Source organism: Mesorhizobium neociceri, from assembly GCF_013520985.1.
Classification (GTDB): domain Bacteria; phylum Pseudomonadota; class Alphaproteobacteria; order Rhizobiales; family Rhizobiaceae; genus Mesorhizobium; species Mesorhizobium neociceri.
In genome coordinates, this window is record NZ_JACDTY010000004.1 from 352767 (window position 1) to 367754 (window position 14988).

Genomic DNA, 14988 nt, shown 5'->3' on the forward strand with positions numbered 1-14988 from the left:
CAGGCAGGGAGACGCCGAAGGTCGGCCTCGGCGCCTCCCTGGTTCTTTGATGACGTTCAGCTCAGCTTGCCGATCATCCCCTTGACGAACCAGTTCATGCCGCGAACATCGTCATCGGCCAGGACCGAGCCTGCAGCGACCTTGACGTTGCCGTCCTGGTCCTTCAGCTCGCCGCCATAGGGATGCACCTTGCCGCTGCCGATGTCGGCCTCGAGCTGCTTCAGCTTGGCCTTGGTGTCGGCCGGTATGCCGTCATTGTAGGGCGCCATCTTCACGACGCCCCCTGCCAGTCCGTCCCAACGCACTTCCGGCTTCCAGGTGCCGGCAGCGACAGCCTTGGCTGCGCCGACATAATCGCTGGTCCAGTCGAGCACGAATGACGTCAACTGTTTGCCTGAAGCGAACTTCGCCATGTCGCTGGCATAGCCGATCGACCAGGCGCCGCCTTCGCCGGCGACCTGGACGCCGGTGGCCGTGTCTGTCATCGAGCAGATGACATCGCAGCCTTGCGAAAGCAGCGTCTTGGCGGCCTCCTTCTCCTTGCCCGGATCGAACCAGGAATTCAGGAAGATGGCGTTGCAGGTGGCGTTCGGGTTGACGCTTTGCGCACCGAGCAGCAGCGCATTGGCGGGGCCGACGATGTCGGGGATAGGGAAGCCGCCGATGAAGCCGATCTTGCCCGATTTCGACATATAGCCACCTGCCGCGCCGGCGACGAAAGTGCCTTCGTAATATTTCGCCTCGAAGGTTCCGAGATTGGCCAGATGGACGATGCCCGAGCAATGTTCGAAGGCGACCTTCGGAAAGCGTGGCGCCACCTTCTGCATCGGGGTGCCGTGCGAGAAACTGGTGCCGAAGATTAGTTTGTTGCCGGCGCTGGCCAGCTCGCGAAAAATGCGCTCCGCATCTTGCGGCATGAAGATGTTGTCAATGACGGTGAGCTCGACCTTGTCGCCGAACGCGGCCTTGATGGCGTCGACACCGAGGCTGTGCTGCTTGGTCCAGCCGATCTCGGCGACCGGCGAGACATAGACGGCGCCGATCTTCAGCACCTCCTGGGCGCGCGCGATCGTTGTCAGTCCTCCGGTGCCGAGAGCAGCGCCGAGCGCGCCGCTGTATTTGAGGAAATTGCGTCTTGTCAGATCGTTCATGATGGTAACCCTCTGTTGGTTTTTTTTGTTGACGCCCGGCTTGTCGGTGCCCGGTTTATTTTGGGGAGATGGACGTGCACGTGCGCGGTGCTGCCGCCATTCCCTGATGGGTTGGCTGGTTTCCTTGGCGCCACCGGCACGGTCGCGCCGTCGGTCTTGCCGTCGAGGTAAGGCGCCAGCGCCTCGGCGGGTGTCATCTCCGGAAACACTTCGCGATCCATGATGTAGCCGCGCACCACCGCGCGATGGTGGGTGTCTATCAGATCCATGGCCTGTTTCAGGCGGCCCTTTTCCAGGAGATCGACGACCCGCGAATGGTCGTCCAGCAGATTGCAATAGTCGAAATCGGCGGTAATGAGGGAGCGCAACAGCGTCGTGCGGCGCACCAGCTGCGCGTGGATTTCCTGCATGACCTTGTTGCGGCTGAGGCGCACGAACACGGTGTGGAATTCCTGGCCAAGCACATCGGCCAAGGCATGGTTGCCCGCGGCGACGGCTTGTCGCTGGCGTTCGACATGGTGGCGCAGCTCCGCCCAACCGGCCGGACCGAGCCGATCGCTCAGCTGCGCCGCGACGCCTTGTTCAACAAGCGTCAACGCATCGTAGATTTCCATCGCCTCCTGCATGCTCGGCTTGGCGACGAAGGCGCCGCGGTTGCGCTCGATCTGCGCAAGCCCGTCATCGGCGAGCCGGATCAGGGCCTGGCGCACCACGATGCGGCTTACGTTGAATATTTCGGAGAGTTCGCGTTCACCGAGCTTGCAGCCGGGCACAAGCCGATGGTCGATGATGGCGCGGGTCAGCGTGTCCGCGATAGTCTGGGAACGGCTGCTCAAGACGCGGTTCTCCGCCATTTCGACGACATGATCAGCAGGCTCTTCGTGACAGGGATATGCCTTGTCGGGGCGCGACATATCCCAGGTTCAGCTTTCCCATATCGGAATTCAATCATCATAATCTGTCAACACAAAAAAGGATTTTGAGTGACAAAAAAATGTTGATTGGTATCCAATCTTGTGATTTCGTTATATCGAAACGTCGGGCTAGGTTCGTGGTGAAGGGCTAGCCGAGTTGGGAGGGATGCCGATGGCAACCCGTTGTGTCGACCGGGAGCTTCTGAACGACTGGCATATCGTCGCTGACCAGGAATCGCTCAGCCAGGATGCGCCGTTTGCGACACGCCTGCTTGGGGTCGATCTCGCCGTTCACAATCGTTCGAACAAGATCGAAGTCGTTCGCAGCGATACGGGCGCCACGCTGAAAAGCGCTGAGCGTTATGGCTTCATCTGGGTCTGCCTGGACAAACCCTGGCGCGACATCATCTACATCCCCGAGGCCAATGAGGCGGATCGGCATCTGGTCAATGGTGGGTCAATCGCGGTCAAGGTATCGGGCCTTCGCGCCGTCGAGAACTTTCTCGACATGGGGCATTTCCCCTTCATCCACACCGGCTGGCTCGGCGAGGAGCCGCATACCGAGGTGGCCCCCTACAAGGTGGAAATCACGCCTCAGGACGAGGTGGTAGCGACCGAATGCAAATTCTATCAGCCCATCGCGTCTCCGACCGCAAAGGAAGGGTTCATCGTCGACTACATCTACAAGGTGATCCGGCCCTACACGGTGGCGCTTTACAAGAGCAATCCGATCCAGAAGCATAGGCTGGATGTCATCACGCTGTTCGTGCAGCCGGTCGACGAAGAGAACTGCGTCGCGCATCCCTATCTCTGCTACCTCAAGGAGGGCATGGAGGCGGCGACGGTGCGCAGTTTCATGCAATTGATCTTTGCCCAGGACAAGCCGATCCTGGAGAACCAGGTCCCCAAGCGTCTGCCGCTCGATCCGCGCGCCGAGACACCAATCCGTGCCGATGCCGTGTCTGTTTCCTATCGGCGTTGGTTGCGTGATCGGGCGGTCACCTATGGCGCGATACCGGCACAAGCCTGATGACGTCCGAGGGCATCCAAAGGATAAAACGATGACAAAATGCTTGGATCCTGTGATCCTCAATCTGTGGCATCCGATAGGGGCGATCGCCGAGGCGGTTCCCGGCGGCGTCCAGGACACCGTTCTGCTTGAGGAGCGCCTCAGCTTCGCGCTCAATGCGGATGGTGAGCCCGTCGTCTGGCGCTCGCGTCCCGATGTGCAAGGGCCTGACCGTGTTCCAGCCGCCGACAGACTCCCGGCAAGAAGCACCTACGGTTATGTCTGGACCTCTCTCGGCTCGCCACCGGCCGAGCTGTTTCCCATCCCGGAATATGAAGAGCCAGACCGCCGCAAGCTAAACGCAGCAACGTTTGGCGTTAACGTTTCAGCGCCGCGTGCCATCGAGAACTTTCTCGACATGGGCCACTTCCCCTATGTGCACACCGATATTCTCGGCGTCGAGCCGCACACCGAAGTCAAGGAATATGATGTCGAGATCTCCGTCGATCGCGACGAGATCTTGGCCACGCGCTGCCGCTTCTTCCAGCCGATGGCTTCGACCGCGTCCGACGGTGGTGCCGACGTCGACTACGTCTATCGCGTGCCGCATCCTTATTGCTCGGTGCTTTACAAATCGAGCCCGGTCGACGAGGCCCGGCGCGATGTCATTGCCGTCTTCCTGCAGCCGGTCGACCAGGAGCATGTACGCGCCCACATGCTGCTTTGCGTGCTTGATGAAGACAATGAAGACAAGGTCATCAAGCGCTTTCAGCAGACGATCTTCGGCCAGGACAAGCCGATCCTGGAAAACCAGGTGCCAAAGCGCCTGCCGCTAGACCCTCGCGCCGAGACCCCAATCCGCGCCGACAAGTCGGCCATCGCTTACCGGCGCTGGCTCAGCCAGAAGGGCATCACCTACGGCGTCATTCCGGTCGCGGCCTGACAAGACATTTTTGGAGACGACGAATGCTGGAAGAAGCCAGAAGCCGGTGGCATCCGATTGCCGCTACCCATGATTTGCAGTTCCGTCACGTTTTTCATGGCCAGTTGCTTGGCCGGGAATTCGCCGTGTGGCGGGCCGATGACGGCTACGTCAACATCTGGGAGAACCGTTGCCTGCATCGCGGCGTCAGACTTTCGATCGGCATCAATGATGGGCGTGAGCTGAAATGCCAGTATCACGGCTGGCGTTATTCGAACCGCACGGCCGGCTGCACTTATATTCCGGCGCATCCGGCCGACGCACCAGCCCGCACCATCACCAATCGCACCTTTCCGGCGATCGAGCGCTACGGCCTGGTCTGGTCCTCGGAAGAGCCACGCGGCGAAGTGCCCGATGTCGCCGCACTGGCCGAAGGCAAGTTACTCGCCCTGCGTGGAATTCCAGTCAACGCGCCGGCCGACAAGGTCGTCGAAAGACTGAAAGCCTATCGCTTTCAGCCCAACGCAGCGATCGGAGGCGAGGGCGCGGAAACCATCGTCGAGGCCGCGCAGGATTTTGCCGTGGCGCTGCACTCGCGCGATGGCGGTGCCGAGACGCACGGCGTATTCTTCGTGCAGCCAGTGGATTCAAACCGCTCGGTGATCCGCGGGGTGCTCGATCAGGAGGCCGAAGGAGCCGCGCGCCTCGCGATCCTGCGTCATCACAATGAACGGCTTTCCAAGCTGCGCGACGAGGTCGAGCGCGAAGCGGCAAGTGCGCCTGCGCCCACCCCCATCGAACCGGTCTACGAAAGGGTGTCGGCCGAGCTCGCTGAAATGCCTGAGGTGACCACGCATGGCCGCAAGGCTGCGCTGCGTGTCAGCGTGGCCAGGAAATGGCAGACCGCTGATGGAATCGCCGGTTTCGAGCTTCGCCCGATCAAGGGCATCCTGCCGACGTTCCAGCCTGGAGCCCATATCGACGTCCACATGCCCAACGGCGAGATCAGGCAGTATTCGATCACCAACGGCCCCGGTGAAACCGACAGCTTCATCATCGGCGTCAAGCTGGAGCGGGACTCCAAGGGTGGCTCGAAATGCATGCACGAGACCGTGCGCGAGGGCGACGTGCTGGCGATTTCCGAGCCGCGCAACAACTTCCCGCTGCGCCGCGATTCGATCAAGACGCTGTTCGTCGCCGGCGGCATCGGCATCACGCCGCTGCTGGCTATGGCCCAGGCATTGAAGAACCAGGAACTGACGCACGAACTTCACTATTTCGCACAGGGCGAAGAGCACCTCGCTTTCGCCGATCGGCTGAAATATCTCGGCGATGCGCTGAAGCCGCATCTCGGGCTCTCACCTGACGCGACCGGTGCCGAGCTTCGACAGATTCTCGCCGATTACCGCAATGGCATGCATCTCTACATCTGCGGTCCCGGACCAATGCTGGAGGCTGCGCGCAAGATAGCGGCCGATCAAGGCTGGCCAGATACCGCTGTCCATTTCGAATACTTCAAGAACACCAACAAGATCGACGACAGTTCGAGCTTCGAGGTGGCGCTGGCGCGCTCCTGCGTCACGCTTCAGGTGCCGGCCGGCAAGACGATCATGCAAGTCATGCGCGAAAGCGGCATAGATGTTCCGTCGTCTTGCGAGCAAGGCGCCTGCGGCACTTGCGTGGCGACGGTGATCGAGGGCGAACCGGACCATCAGGACGTCTACCTCAACGATGCCGAGAGGAAGGCCGGAACCAAGATCATGACCTGTGTCTCGCGCGCCAAATCGGCGCGCCTGGTGCTGGACATCTAGGAGCAGATTATGATCACGCTTTACGACTACGAACTGTCTGGCAATTGCTACAAATTGCGCCTGCTGATGAGCTTTCTCGGCATCGACTACAAGACCGTGCCGGTCGACTTTTACCCCGGCCGTGAGCACAAGTCGGAATGGTTTTTGAAGCTCAATCCGCTCGGCCAGTTGCCGGTCATCGAGGATGACGGTCTGATCTTGCGCGACGCGCAAGCGATCCTTGTCTATCTCGCCGCCAGATATGATCCGTCGAGGAGCTGGTATCCATTGGACAACCCGGCCCTGCTGGGCGAGGTCAGCCAATGGCTGGCCTTCGCCGACGGCATCACTTCGACGTCGTCGGCGGCGCGCCTGCATGACGGCCTGTTCTACGATTTCGACATCGACGCCGCCCGTGCCGGCGCGCATCGGCTGTTCCGTATCCTCGACGAACATCTGTGGTTCGGCGAACAGCAAGGCCGCAACTGGATCTGTTCAGCCAGTCACCCGACCATCGCCGACATCGCCTGTTTTCCTTACATCATCCTGTCGGAGGAGGGCGGTATTCCGCGTCAGGACTATCCGGCAATCCGGCGCTGGTGCGACAGGGTCAAGCGCATCAAGGGGTTTACGGTGATGTCGGGGGTATTCCCGGCGGGTCCCGGCAAGATCGCTGCTTAGTCTGACTACGAAGGGCAGCAGCCACGGCTTCGGCCAAAGAAGATTTTGGGAGAGAAGAAAGTATGAAAACCCGCGCCGCTGTCGCTGTCGCCGCCGGAAAGCCGCTGGAGATCATGGAGGTCGACCTCGACGGACCGCGTGAGGGCGAGGTGCTGGTCGAGATCAAGGCGACCGGCATCTGCCACACCGACGAGTTCACCCTGTCGGGCGCCGATCCCGAGGGTCTGTTTCCAGCCATCCTCGGCCATGAAGGCGCCGGCGTCGTCGTCGATGTCGGCAAGGGCGTCACCTCGGTCAAGAAGGGCGACCATGTCATTCCGCTCTACACGCCGGAATGCCGGCAGTGTCCGTCCTGCCTGTCCAGGAAAACCAATCTGTGCACCGCCATCCGCGCCACGCAGGGCCAAGGCCTGATGCCGGACGGCTCGTCGCGCTTCTCGATCGGCAAGGACAAGATCTTCCACTATATGGGCTGCTCGACCTTCTCCAACTTCACGGTCTTGCCTGAGATCGCCGTGGCCAAAGTCAATCCCGACGCTCCCTTCGACAAGATCTGCTACATCGGCTGCGGCGTCACCACCGGCATCGGCGCCGTCATCAACACCGCCAAGGTCGAGCAAGGCGCCACCGCCGTCGTCTTCGGCCTCGGCGGCATTGGCTTGAACGTCATCCAGGGCCTGAAGCTAGCCGGCGCCGACATGATCATCGGCGTCGATTTGAACAACGACAGACGAGCCTGGGGCGAGCGCTTCGGCATGACGCATTTCGTCAATCCGAAGGAGATCGACGGCGATATCGTCCCGCACCTCGTCAACATGACCAAGCGCGGCGCCGACCAGATCGGCGGCGCCGATTACACATTCGACTGCACCGGCAACACCAAGGTGATGCGCCAGGCGCTGGAAGCCTCGCATCGCGGCTGGGGCAAGTCTGTGGTCATCGGCGTCGCCGGCGCTGGCCAGGAGATTTCGACCCGGCCGTTCCAGCTGGTCACCGGCCGGACCTGGATGGGCACCGCCTTCGGCGGCGCGCGCGGCCGCACCGACGTGCCGAAAATCGTCGACTGGTACATGGACGGCAAGATCCAGATCGACCCGATGATCACCCATTTGCTGAAGCTGGAAGACATCAACAAGGGTTTTGATCTCATGCATGAGGGCAAGTCGATCCGAAGCGTGGTGGTCTATTGAAGGAAGTTCGGATTCGCTTCGTCGACCCTGAGAAGTCGACGATCCATCGAATACGGAACTTTGGCGAGGATATTTGGCGTAGCTTTCGCGAGGAAAAGCGCGTCACGATCAATCTGGAGGAGATCGATCGGGCGCAGGACCAGATCGCCTACCTGGCGCATGGCGCGTTTCTAAGGAGGAGCCTGACCGAAGTGCATCGTCTGCTCAAGGTGCACTTCATGGAAAATGAGGTGGTCATCGAGACCTGTTCGAGATGACAAAAAAGGGAGGAATAAAATGCCTGAGAAACTGCATCCGAAAATCGACAATGGCTTGCCCAGGGAAAGCGCCAGCTTTGCCGGCGGCACGCTGGTCTGTGCCTGCACCACCAAGCCGGTCAAAGTGAAGGTCAAGGGTCAGATCGCCCACAACCATGCCTGCGGCTGCACCAAATGCTGGAAGCCTGACGGCGCGGTGTTCTCGGTCGTGGCGGTCGCCGGCACCGGCGATGTCACCGTCACCGAAAACGGCGACAAGCTGAAGGTGGTCGATCCCTCGGCGACGATCCTGCGCCATGCCTGCACCGGCTGCGGCGTCCACATGCACGGGCCGGTCGAGCGCGACCATCCGTTCAAGGGCTTGTCCTTCATCCATCCCGAGCGCTTCGAGGAAGACGGCTGGTCACCGCCGGGCTTCACCGCTTTCGTCTCGTCGATCATTGAATCCGGTGTCGACCCCAAGCGCATGGACGGCATTCGCGGCCGGTTGAAATCGATCGGGCTCGAACCCTATGACTGCCTGAACCCCGGCCTGATGGACTACATGGCCACCTGGACGGCGAAGAAGTCGGGCGCGCTACCGGCGTAATTTTGTGCCGTCCGATCAATGATAGGCATACGCCACGCTGAAGGTTCTGTGTTCCCAAAATTCGGTGCCTCCCCAGTGTTGGCGTAAGACCGGCGGCGTAGTCGAGCCAGCGCAGCTCGACCGCGTCGCCGGTGCAGTTTTGCGAGGCCCAAGGTTGCGAGCGCGTTAGCCGGCAGTTATGTCGCGCCAAGATGTCTGACGAGAAGGCGGTTCTGATGAAAGTTGTTTCCACGTCCAAATCCCATGGAGGCGTCCAAGGCGTCTATTCGCATGCTTCCGAGGTTTGTGCCTGCGATATGACTTTTGCCGTCTTCGTGCCGCCTCAGGCCAAGGACGGCCCGGTGCCGGTTCTGTGGTACCTGTCGGGACTGACCTGCACGCACGCTAATGTCATGGACAAAGGCGAGTATCGGCGCGTGGCCGCCGAGTTGGGGATCGTCATTGTCTGTCCTGACACCAGCCCGCGGGGCTCTGATATTCCGGACGAAAAGGACAATTGGCAGTTCGGCTGCGGCGCCGGCTTTTATCTCGACGCGACACAAGAGCCCTATGCCAGGAATTACCGCATGTACACCTACGTCACCGCTGAATTGCCGGCGCTCGTCGCCGCCAATTTTGACGTGGATATGTCACGCCAATCCATCTTCGGCCATTCGATGGGCGGCCATGGCGCGCTGACCATAGCGCTGAAGAACCCCGAACGCTTCAAAAGCTGCTCTGCTTTCGCGCCGATCACGCAGCCGAGCACGGCGGGCTGGTCGAGGCCTGCGCTAGAGAAATATCTCGGATCAGACGAGAAGAGCTGGCGCCCCTACGATGCCACTTTGCTCATCGAGGACGGTTGTCGTTTCGACGCCTTCCTGGTTGATCAGGGCACGGCCGACGGCTTCCTGCAGGACGGTCTTCGCCCATGGCTGCTCGACGAGGCCTGCAAGAAGGCCGGCATCGAGCTCGCGCTGCGCATGCAGGAAGGTTACGACCACTCCTACAATTTCATCTCGACCTTCATGGAAGATCATCTGAAGTGGCATTCACGTCATCTTGCATGATCTCATCCTGAGGCTGGGCGGCATAAGCAGCCAAGTCGCTTAGCAAGATTCGCTTGTCGCTCTCTGGCAGATAAGAAGCCAGAACACCCGCCCGGGCGACTGCGGAAATCTCTGCCGGGCCGAAATTCATCGCTTCTACCACCTGCAGATATTCCCTGTTGATGTCTGTTGTGAAGGATGCCGGCGCATCGGTGTTGATAGTCACATTCAAGCCCGCTCTCAACATTTCGGTTATGGCAGACCCTTCCCCTCGGACAAGTACGCAGGCACTCCAACAAGTAGTGAAAGGTGTGCCGGCGTCTCTTAGTTGAGCAAGGAGTTCCGCATCTTCGACGACCGAGTAGCCGTGATCGATGCGTTCGATGCCAAGGAAATCGACCGCGTCGCGCAAGTCGACCGGATCGAAGCGCTCGCCGGCATGCGCGCTGACGTGAAGCCCATGTGCCCTGGCAAGGTTGAATGCCTCGACATAGTGACGCGGTGGGCCGAGCATTTCGTTGTTGTCGAGACCGATGCCGACGACATGCGCATGCCGATTGCGAATGACGTTTTCGACCATGGCCAGCCCGCGTTGGGGACCGAGTGCCCGGTTGATCGAGGGGATTAGTCTGGCGCGAATGCCGAAACTACGCTCGGCGGCATCTATCGCATCGCAATAGGCGTCCAGCATGGCCGGATAGGAAACCGGGTGGTCGTCAGGATTGAAGAACAGTTCGCAGTAGCGGATATTGCGGCTTGCCATGTTTCGCAGCGCCTCGAAGAGGACCAGTCGAAAATCTGCTTGCTTGGAAAGCACCGAACAGACCAGGGCCAGGCGTTCCAGATAGTCCTCGAAATCAGTCGATCGGTAGATTGTTTCCGGTGTGAACGGTGCCAGAGCGATACCGTTTGCCGCGGCGATGTCGAACAACATCGGAGCAGGAATGGCATCAGCAATGTGACAGTGGAGATCGACCTTTGGCAGGCCAGCAACGAATGCGTGGAGGTCCACTGGCGGCTCCCAAACGATAACATATCAAAGTAGCACTCGCTTCCATGAGAGGGAAATATCTACCCAGCGCGAAAACCTATCCGGCATTGCGGTCGAACTTGGCTGACGCGGGCTCGGTGACCTCGGAAGGCGGCGGCCTTGCCGATTCCGCCCTTACTTGGTTAGCACCGAATTCGTCTCCGGCAGGGCCATGCCGTAGGCGGTGTCGGCGGCGCCCTCGGCGATATCGCTGGCCAGGCGATAGCCCTTGTTGGCGCGCACGTCGCGGGGCGACATGCCGAACTGCTCGGAGATCTGGCGCGAAAAGTGAAACGGGTTCTTGTAGCCGCATTGATAGGCGATCTCGGAGATGGCGAGGCCGGTTTGCAGCAACAGCGAGTGGCCGTGGTTGGCGCGCACCTGCCATAGATAGCGCACCGGCGTTACGCCGATATGCTTGCGAAAGGACGAGACGAGGTGCTGCGGGGTTACCCCGACAAGCGCTGCCAGTCTTTCGACCGTGATCTCCTTTTCGTAGTTCTCATCGATGTAGAAGCGGGCACGCAGCACCGAGCGGGGCGTCTGGCGCTCCTGCTCAGACATCTGCGCTTCGTGGAAATAGGCCAGGAAAATGGCCTCGCCGAGCGCGTTGCGCAGCATGTTGAGATTGGAACTCGAGCCGGCACCCAGTTCGACGCCCAGACGTTGCATCGCTTCGACCCTTTGCGACAGTGGGATGCGAGGCGACAGCGAACGCAGGCGCAGCGCCACGGCTTCCGGCAAAACGCCGGCATATCCCTCGCACCAACTGACGCGGGTATTGCGCCCCTCGGCATATTCGATGAACAGATGCCGCTCATTGCGGAAGAAACCACAGCTGCGTGGCCCCATCACCGTCTCGTCGTCATCACAGAAAACGCGGGCCTTGCCCTCGTGGATGATCAGCAAGGTGACATAGCGCTCCTTGAGAGGGCCGTAGATGCCACCCGCCGGGTATATCGCCTCGCCGAATATGAATCCGCGACCGCCATCAATGAATGCGTGCATGGCTCGATCCTGCTCGCCGCCTGGTATCTTTGTAACACGGCTAAACGCCGCTTCAAAGGCTGACCGAACCCGATCTTAACTGCAGATATATTTTCCACCACGGCAGGCATTCCGCGAAAACCGCGGCTGCGGGATACTTCCCAGCGTCCGATCGAGGTGGTGCTTCCGCTCAGACAAGCCAGCGAGACTGTTTCGAGGAGGAAGCGTGTGTTTCTGCCAGCCGATCATTCCAGGACCAAGGACGACCTGCCGCGCGGCTGTACATTCGCTGCAAGCGACTGGCATATCCTTGCTTCATTCTGGCATCCCGTCGCTTTCATCCACGACATTGCCGACAAACCTGTCAGGGCCAGGCTGCTCGATGTCGACCTGGTGATCTACAAGACGTCGGCCGGCATCACTGTCGCTCGTGACCTCTGCCCGCATCGCGGTACCCGCATCAGCGCCGGCTGGATGGCAGAGGACCAGATCGTCTGCCCGATGCACGGCTTGCATTTCGGCCATGGCGGCGCCTGCTCGAAGATCCCTTCGATAGCCAATTCGGAAGGCCGAATTCCGCCGAAGCTGAAGCTCGAAACGTATGCTTCCGTCGAACGCTACGGCATCGTCTGGGCCTGTCTCAAGAGCGATCCGATCTGGCAGTTGCCGGAGTGGGACGGCATCTCAAACCCTGACTTCAGAAAGGTTTATGTGCCAAACGGCACCTGGTACGCGGCGGCCAGCCGGCACGTCGAAAACTTCAATGACGTGGCTCATTTCCCATGGGTGCACACTAAGAGCTTTGGTGGCAGCACGGCCGACCCGATCCCGCCATATGAGGTCGAGCAGACCGACTATGGGCTGCGTTTCGAGCTTCCCTATCACGAGGGGTTCAACCGTTTCGACGATGGTGTCGAGGGTGACGAGCGCGACGTGGTCTACACATACGAGCTCACCTATCCGTTCTCGACGATCATCAAGATCGCGCCGCAGGGCGCGGAATATGTCGTCTATTTCGCCGATACAGTGTGTCCGGTCTCGGCGCGCGAGACGCGCATCTTCCAGCTGATGACCGACACGACGGGCGACCCCGACGAGGAATACTGGATCAAGGACGCGCTGCTCATCAATGACGAGGACAAGCCCATGGTCGAAGAGCAGCGCCCCGAAGAGCTGCCGCTCGATCTCGGTGAGGAAATCCACGTGCCATCGGATCGCATGTCGCTCGAATATCGCCGTGGACTGGTCAAGCGGTTTGGCCTCGGCGCGCCGATGGCGAGTTGATGAACGAAGCGCAGCGCAACTGGAGACATCGGATGATTGTCCGATCCAAATCTGCGTTTCAGCAGGAGCCCGCCGGTGTGACCGTCGGCCTGTTGGAAAGCTGCAAGATATTGTCGGCGCCCAAGGCTGATGCGCGTCTTCGCCTTCGAGTCGCTGGCCGGCAGGAATGCGCTGACGGCATCGTGGCGTTCGAACTTGCCGCAGCGGATGGAAGCGAACTGCCGTCCTTCAGTGCCGGATCGCATATCGATGTCCACCTACCTGGCGGCATGACGCGACAGTACTCCTTGCGCAACGATCCGGCTGAACGCCACCGTTATTGTATCGGCGTGCTTCGCGAGCCCGATGGACGCGGTGGTTCGGCCCATATGCACGACAGGTTCAAGGCTGGCGACACCGTCGAAACCGGTCGGCCGCGCAATGCCTTCGAACTGCAGGAACAGGCACCGTTCTCGGTGCTGCTGGCCGGCGGCATCGGCATCACGCCGATCCTGTCGATGGCGCATCGTCTGTCGGCGCTTGGGCGCGACTTTGCGGTCCACTATTGCGCACGCAGCCGCTCCCGCATGGCCTTTCGCGACGAGATGCTGGCATCGGCCTTTGCCCACAAGGTGCGGTTCCATCTCGATGACGGGCCGGCGCAGCAGAAGCTGGATCTGGTGGCGCTGCTCTCCAACCGCCGGCCCGGCGCGCATCTCTATGCCTGCGGGCCGGCCGGTTTTCTCGACGCGGTGATTGCCGCCGCCAGGAATGACTGGCCATCGGACGCAGTGCATCGTGAGTATTTCACCAATGCCGGCCAGCAAAATCAGGCGGCCAAAGACCGATCCTTCCGCGTGACCCTCGCCAGCGATGGCCGCAGCTTCGAAGTCGCGCCGGGACGGAGCATCGTCGAGGTGCTTGGCGAAAACGGCATCGAGATCCAGGTCTCGTGCGAGCAGGGCATTTGCGGCACCTGCGTGACGCGCGTGATCTCGGGCGTGCCGGATCATCGCGACCTGGTGCTGACCGAAAAGCAACATGCGGCCGGTGATCGCATCACGCCATGCTGTTCGCGCGCGCTGAGCGATGAGCTGGTGTTGGATCTGTAAAGGATGGAAACGGCGATGGATATGGACCAGTTCACAAAGGCGCTACCCAAGGCCGAATTGCACCTGCATCTGGCCGGAGCGGTGAAGGCCGATACGTTTCTCAAGCTGGCGCGCAAGAACGGCATCGCATTGCCGAAATTCGGCGAGGTGGAGGAACTCTACCGTTACGACAACCTCGTCGACTTCCTGCAGATATACGATCTCGTCGCCCGGTCCGTCGTCAGCGCGGACGATTTCCATCTGATCACCTATGAGGCGCTCGCCCATGTCGCCAATGCCGGCGGACGCTACGTCGAATTCTTCTTCAGTCCGCAAGTGCACCAAGATGCAGGCATCAGCTACCAGACGATGTTCTCCGGCATCCTGAAGGCCATGGACGATGCCGAGCGCGATTTCGGCCTGGTCTCGCGGCTCATCCCGGCCATCAACCGCGAGCTCACAATCGACCGCGCCTTCGAATTTCTCGATCTGGTGCTGCCGTTCCGTTCCGACAAGGTGATCGGCATCGGACTGGACTATGACGAAGAACCGTTCCCGCCAGCGCCTTTCAAGCTGGTATATGACCGGGCAAAGAATGCCGGCATGCGGTTGACCGCGCATGCCGGCGAAGGCGGACCGGCCGCCAATGTGCGCGACGCGCTCGACCTGCTCTCGGTGGAGCGCATCGACCACGGCTACAGGGTCATCGAGGACGCCGGTCTTGTCGCGCGGTGCATTGACGAAGGGATCGCCTTTACCGTCTGTCCGAGTTCGACGGTCATCCTGACGCACTGGCGGGATTTGACCGCCGCCGACCATCCCATTCGAACCATGCTCGATGCCGGTCTCAAGCTGGTGGTGGATACCGACGATCCGCCGATGCTGCAGACAGACCTTGCCAAGGAATACCGGCTGCTTGCCGAGACCATGGCGCTCGATAACAGGACGCTGGCGGAGTTCGCGCTCAATTCGCTCGATGCGGCATGGCTCGACGATTCAACCAAGCGCGACTGGCGTGCCTCGTGGTCGGCGGAGATCGATCGCTTGCTGGCCAGAGCGGAGCAACCGTCCACGAACAGCTGAGAT

At 60.6% G+C, this 14988-nt stretch carries 15 protein-coding genes; 11 read left to right on the forward strand and 4 right to left on the reverse strand.

The annotated features are described in order from the left end of the window. Positions 1-56: 56 nt before the first annotated feature. Both H0241_RS11865 and H0241_RS11870 read right to left on the reverse strand, forming a co-directional pair. Positions 57-1151, reverse strand: a complete 1095-nt coding sequence (locus tag H0241_RS11865; RefSeq protein ID WP_027039479.1) for a BMP family ABC transporter substrate-binding protein — start codon at positions 1149-1151, stop codon at positions 57-59. Beyond that, complete coding sequence (locus H0241_RS11870) at positions 1148-1987, reverse strand: GntR family transcriptional regulator (protein WP_181057591.1); 840 nt, start codon at positions 1985-1987, stop codon at positions 1148-1150. The genes H0241_RS11865 and H0241_RS11870 overlap by 4 nt, the downstream gene beginning before the upstream one ends. A gap of 250 nt (positions 1988-2237) precedes the next feature. Between H0241_RS11870 and H0241_RS11875 the strand changes: the two genes are divergently transcribed. The 8 genes from H0241_RS11875 (at position 2238) to fghA (ending at position 9552) form a co-directional block, all read left to right on the forward strand. Beyond that, positions 2238-3095, forward strand: coding sequence for an aromatic ring-hydroxylating oxygenase subunit alpha (locus tag H0241_RS11875; RefSeq protein ID WP_181057592.1), 858 nt, complete (start codon positions 2238-2240; stop codon positions 3093-3095). A 31-nt stretch (positions 3096-3126) separates the two neighbouring features. Continuing rightward, a complete protein-coding gene (locus tag H0241_RS11880; RefSeq protein WP_181057593.1) occupies positions 3127-4017 on the forward strand; it encodes an aromatic ring-hydroxylating oxygenase subunit alpha in 891 nt (296 codons plus the stop codon). Positions 4018-4040: 23 nt separating this feature from the next. Then, entirely contained in the window at positions 4041-5807 is a 1767-nt protein-coding gene (locus H0241_RS11885; RefSeq protein ID WP_181057594.1) for a Rieske 2Fe-2S domain-containing protein, read from the forward strand. 9 nt (positions 5808-5816) lie between these two features. Further along, on the forward strand, positions 5817-6467 hold the full coding sequence (locus tag H0241_RS11890; protein WP_181057595.1) for a glutathione S-transferase family protein: 651 nt from the start codon (positions 5817-5819) through the stop codon (positions 6465-6467). 62 nt (positions 6468-6529) lie between these two features. Next, positions 6530-7657, forward strand: a complete 1128-nt coding sequence (locus H0241_RS11895; protein ID WP_181057596.1) for an S-(hydroxymethyl)glutathione dehydrogenase/class III alcohol dehydrogenase — start codon at positions 6530-6532, stop codon at positions 7655-7657. Further along, positions 7654-7914: a hypothetical protein gene (locus tag H0241_RS11900; protein WP_181057597.1), complete on the forward strand. Its 261-nt coding sequence runs from the start codon at positions 7654-7656 to the stop codon at positions 7912-7914. Before H0241_RS11895 ends, H0241_RS11900 begins: the two co-directional genes overlap by 4 nt. A gap of 19 nt (positions 7915-7933) precedes the next feature. Beyond that, positions 7934-8503 (forward strand): S-(hydroxymethyl)glutathione synthase, encoded by a 570-nt coding sequence (gfa, locus tag H0241_RS11905; RefSeq protein ID WP_181057598.1) that lies wholly within the window; start codon positions 7934-7936, stop codon positions 8501-8503. A 215-nt stretch (positions 8504-8718) separates the two neighbouring features. After that, positions 8719-9552: an S-formylglutathione hydrolase gene (fghA, locus tag H0241_RS11910; protein ID WP_181057599.1), complete on the forward strand. Its 834-nt coding sequence runs from the start codon at positions 8719-8721 to the stop codon at positions 9550-9552. Here fghA and add (H0241_RS11915) read toward each other — a convergent pair. Next, positions 9509-10543, reverse strand: coding sequence for an adenosine deaminase (add, locus tag H0241_RS11915; RefSeq protein ID WP_181057600.1), 1035 nt, complete (start codon positions 10541-10543; stop codon positions 9509-9511). The genes fghA and add (H0241_RS11915) overlap by 44 nt on opposite strands. A 153-nt stretch (positions 10544-10696) precedes the next feature. After that, positions 10697-11569, reverse strand: coding sequence for a helix-turn-helix transcriptional regulator (locus tag H0241_RS11920; RefSeq protein WP_181057601.1), 873 nt, complete (start codon positions 11567-11569; stop codon positions 10697-10699). Between the two features lie 207 nt (positions 11570-11776). Between H0241_RS11920 and H0241_RS11925 the strand changes: the two genes are divergently transcribed. The 3 genes from H0241_RS11925 to add (H0241_RS11935) are packed head-to-tail and all read left to right on the forward strand — an operon-like array spanning position 11777 to position 14985. Further along, on the forward strand, positions 11777-12832 hold the full coding sequence (locus H0241_RS11925; RefSeq protein WP_181057602.1) for an aromatic ring-hydroxylating oxygenase subunit alpha: 1056 nt from the start codon (positions 11777-11779) through the stop codon (positions 12830-12832). Positions 12833-12864: 32 nt separating this feature from the next. Beyond that, the gene (locus H0241_RS11930; RefSeq protein ID WP_181057603.1) at positions 12865-13923 is read left to right on the forward strand and encodes a PDR/VanB family oxidoreductase; all 1059 of its coding nucleotides are present in this window, start codon (positions 12865-12867) and stop codon (positions 13921-13923) included. A 21-nt stretch (positions 13924-13944) separates the two neighbouring features. Further along, positions 13945-14985: an adenosine deaminase gene (gene add, locus H0241_RS11935; protein WP_181057604.1), complete on the forward strand. Its 1041-nt coding sequence runs from the start codon at positions 13945-13947 to the stop codon at positions 14983-14985. Positions 14986-14988: the final 3 nt, after the last annotated feature.

What these genes read in the sequence shown, in the direction of transcription:
- H0241_RS11865 (WP_027039479.1), bottom strand. Translation starts at nt 1,151, where the DNA reads ATGAACGATCTGACAAGACGCAATTTCCTCAAATACAGCGGCGCGCTC.
- H0241_RS11920 (WP_181057601.1), bottom strand. Translation starts at nt 11,569, where the DNA reads ATGCACGCATTCATTGATGGCGGTCGCGGATTCATATTCGGCGAGGCG.
- gfa (WP_181057598.1), top strand. Translation starts at nt 7,934, where the DNA reads ATGCCTGAGAAACTGCATCCGAAAATCGACAATGGCTTGCCCAGGGAA.
- H0241_RS11885 (WP_181057594.1), top strand. Translation starts at nt 4,041, where the DNA reads ATGCTGGAAGAAGCCAGAAGCCGGTGGCATCCGATTGCCGCTACCCAT.
- H0241_RS11890 (WP_181057595.1), top strand. Translation starts at nt 5,817, where the DNA reads ATGATCACGCTTTACGACTACGAACTGTCTGGCAATTGCTACAAATTG.
- H0241_RS11895 (WP_181057596.1), top strand. Translation starts at nt 6,530, where the DNA reads ATGAAAACCCGCGCCGCTGTCGCTGTCGCCGCCGGAAAGCCGCTGGAG.
- add (WP_181057604.1), top strand. Translation starts at nt 13,945, where the DNA reads ATGGACCAGTTCACAAAGGCGCTACCCAAGGCCGAATTGCACCTGCAT.
- H0241_RS11875 (WP_181057592.1), top strand. Translation starts at nt 2,238, where the DNA reads ATGGCAACCCGTTGTGTCGACCGGGAGCTTCTGAACGACTGGCATATC.
- H0241_RS11880 (WP_181057593.1), top strand. Translation starts at nt 3,127, where the DNA reads ATGACAAAATGCTTGGATCCTGTGATCCTCAATCTGTGGCATCCGATA.
- H0241_RS11930 (WP_181057603.1), top strand. Translation starts at nt 12,865, where the DNA reads ATGATTGTCCGATCCAAATCTGCGTTTCAGCAGGAGCCCGCCGGTGTG.
- fghA (WP_181057599.1), top strand. Translation starts at nt 8,719, where the DNA reads ATGAAAGTTGTTTCCACGTCCAAATCCCATGGAGGCGTCCAAGGCGTC.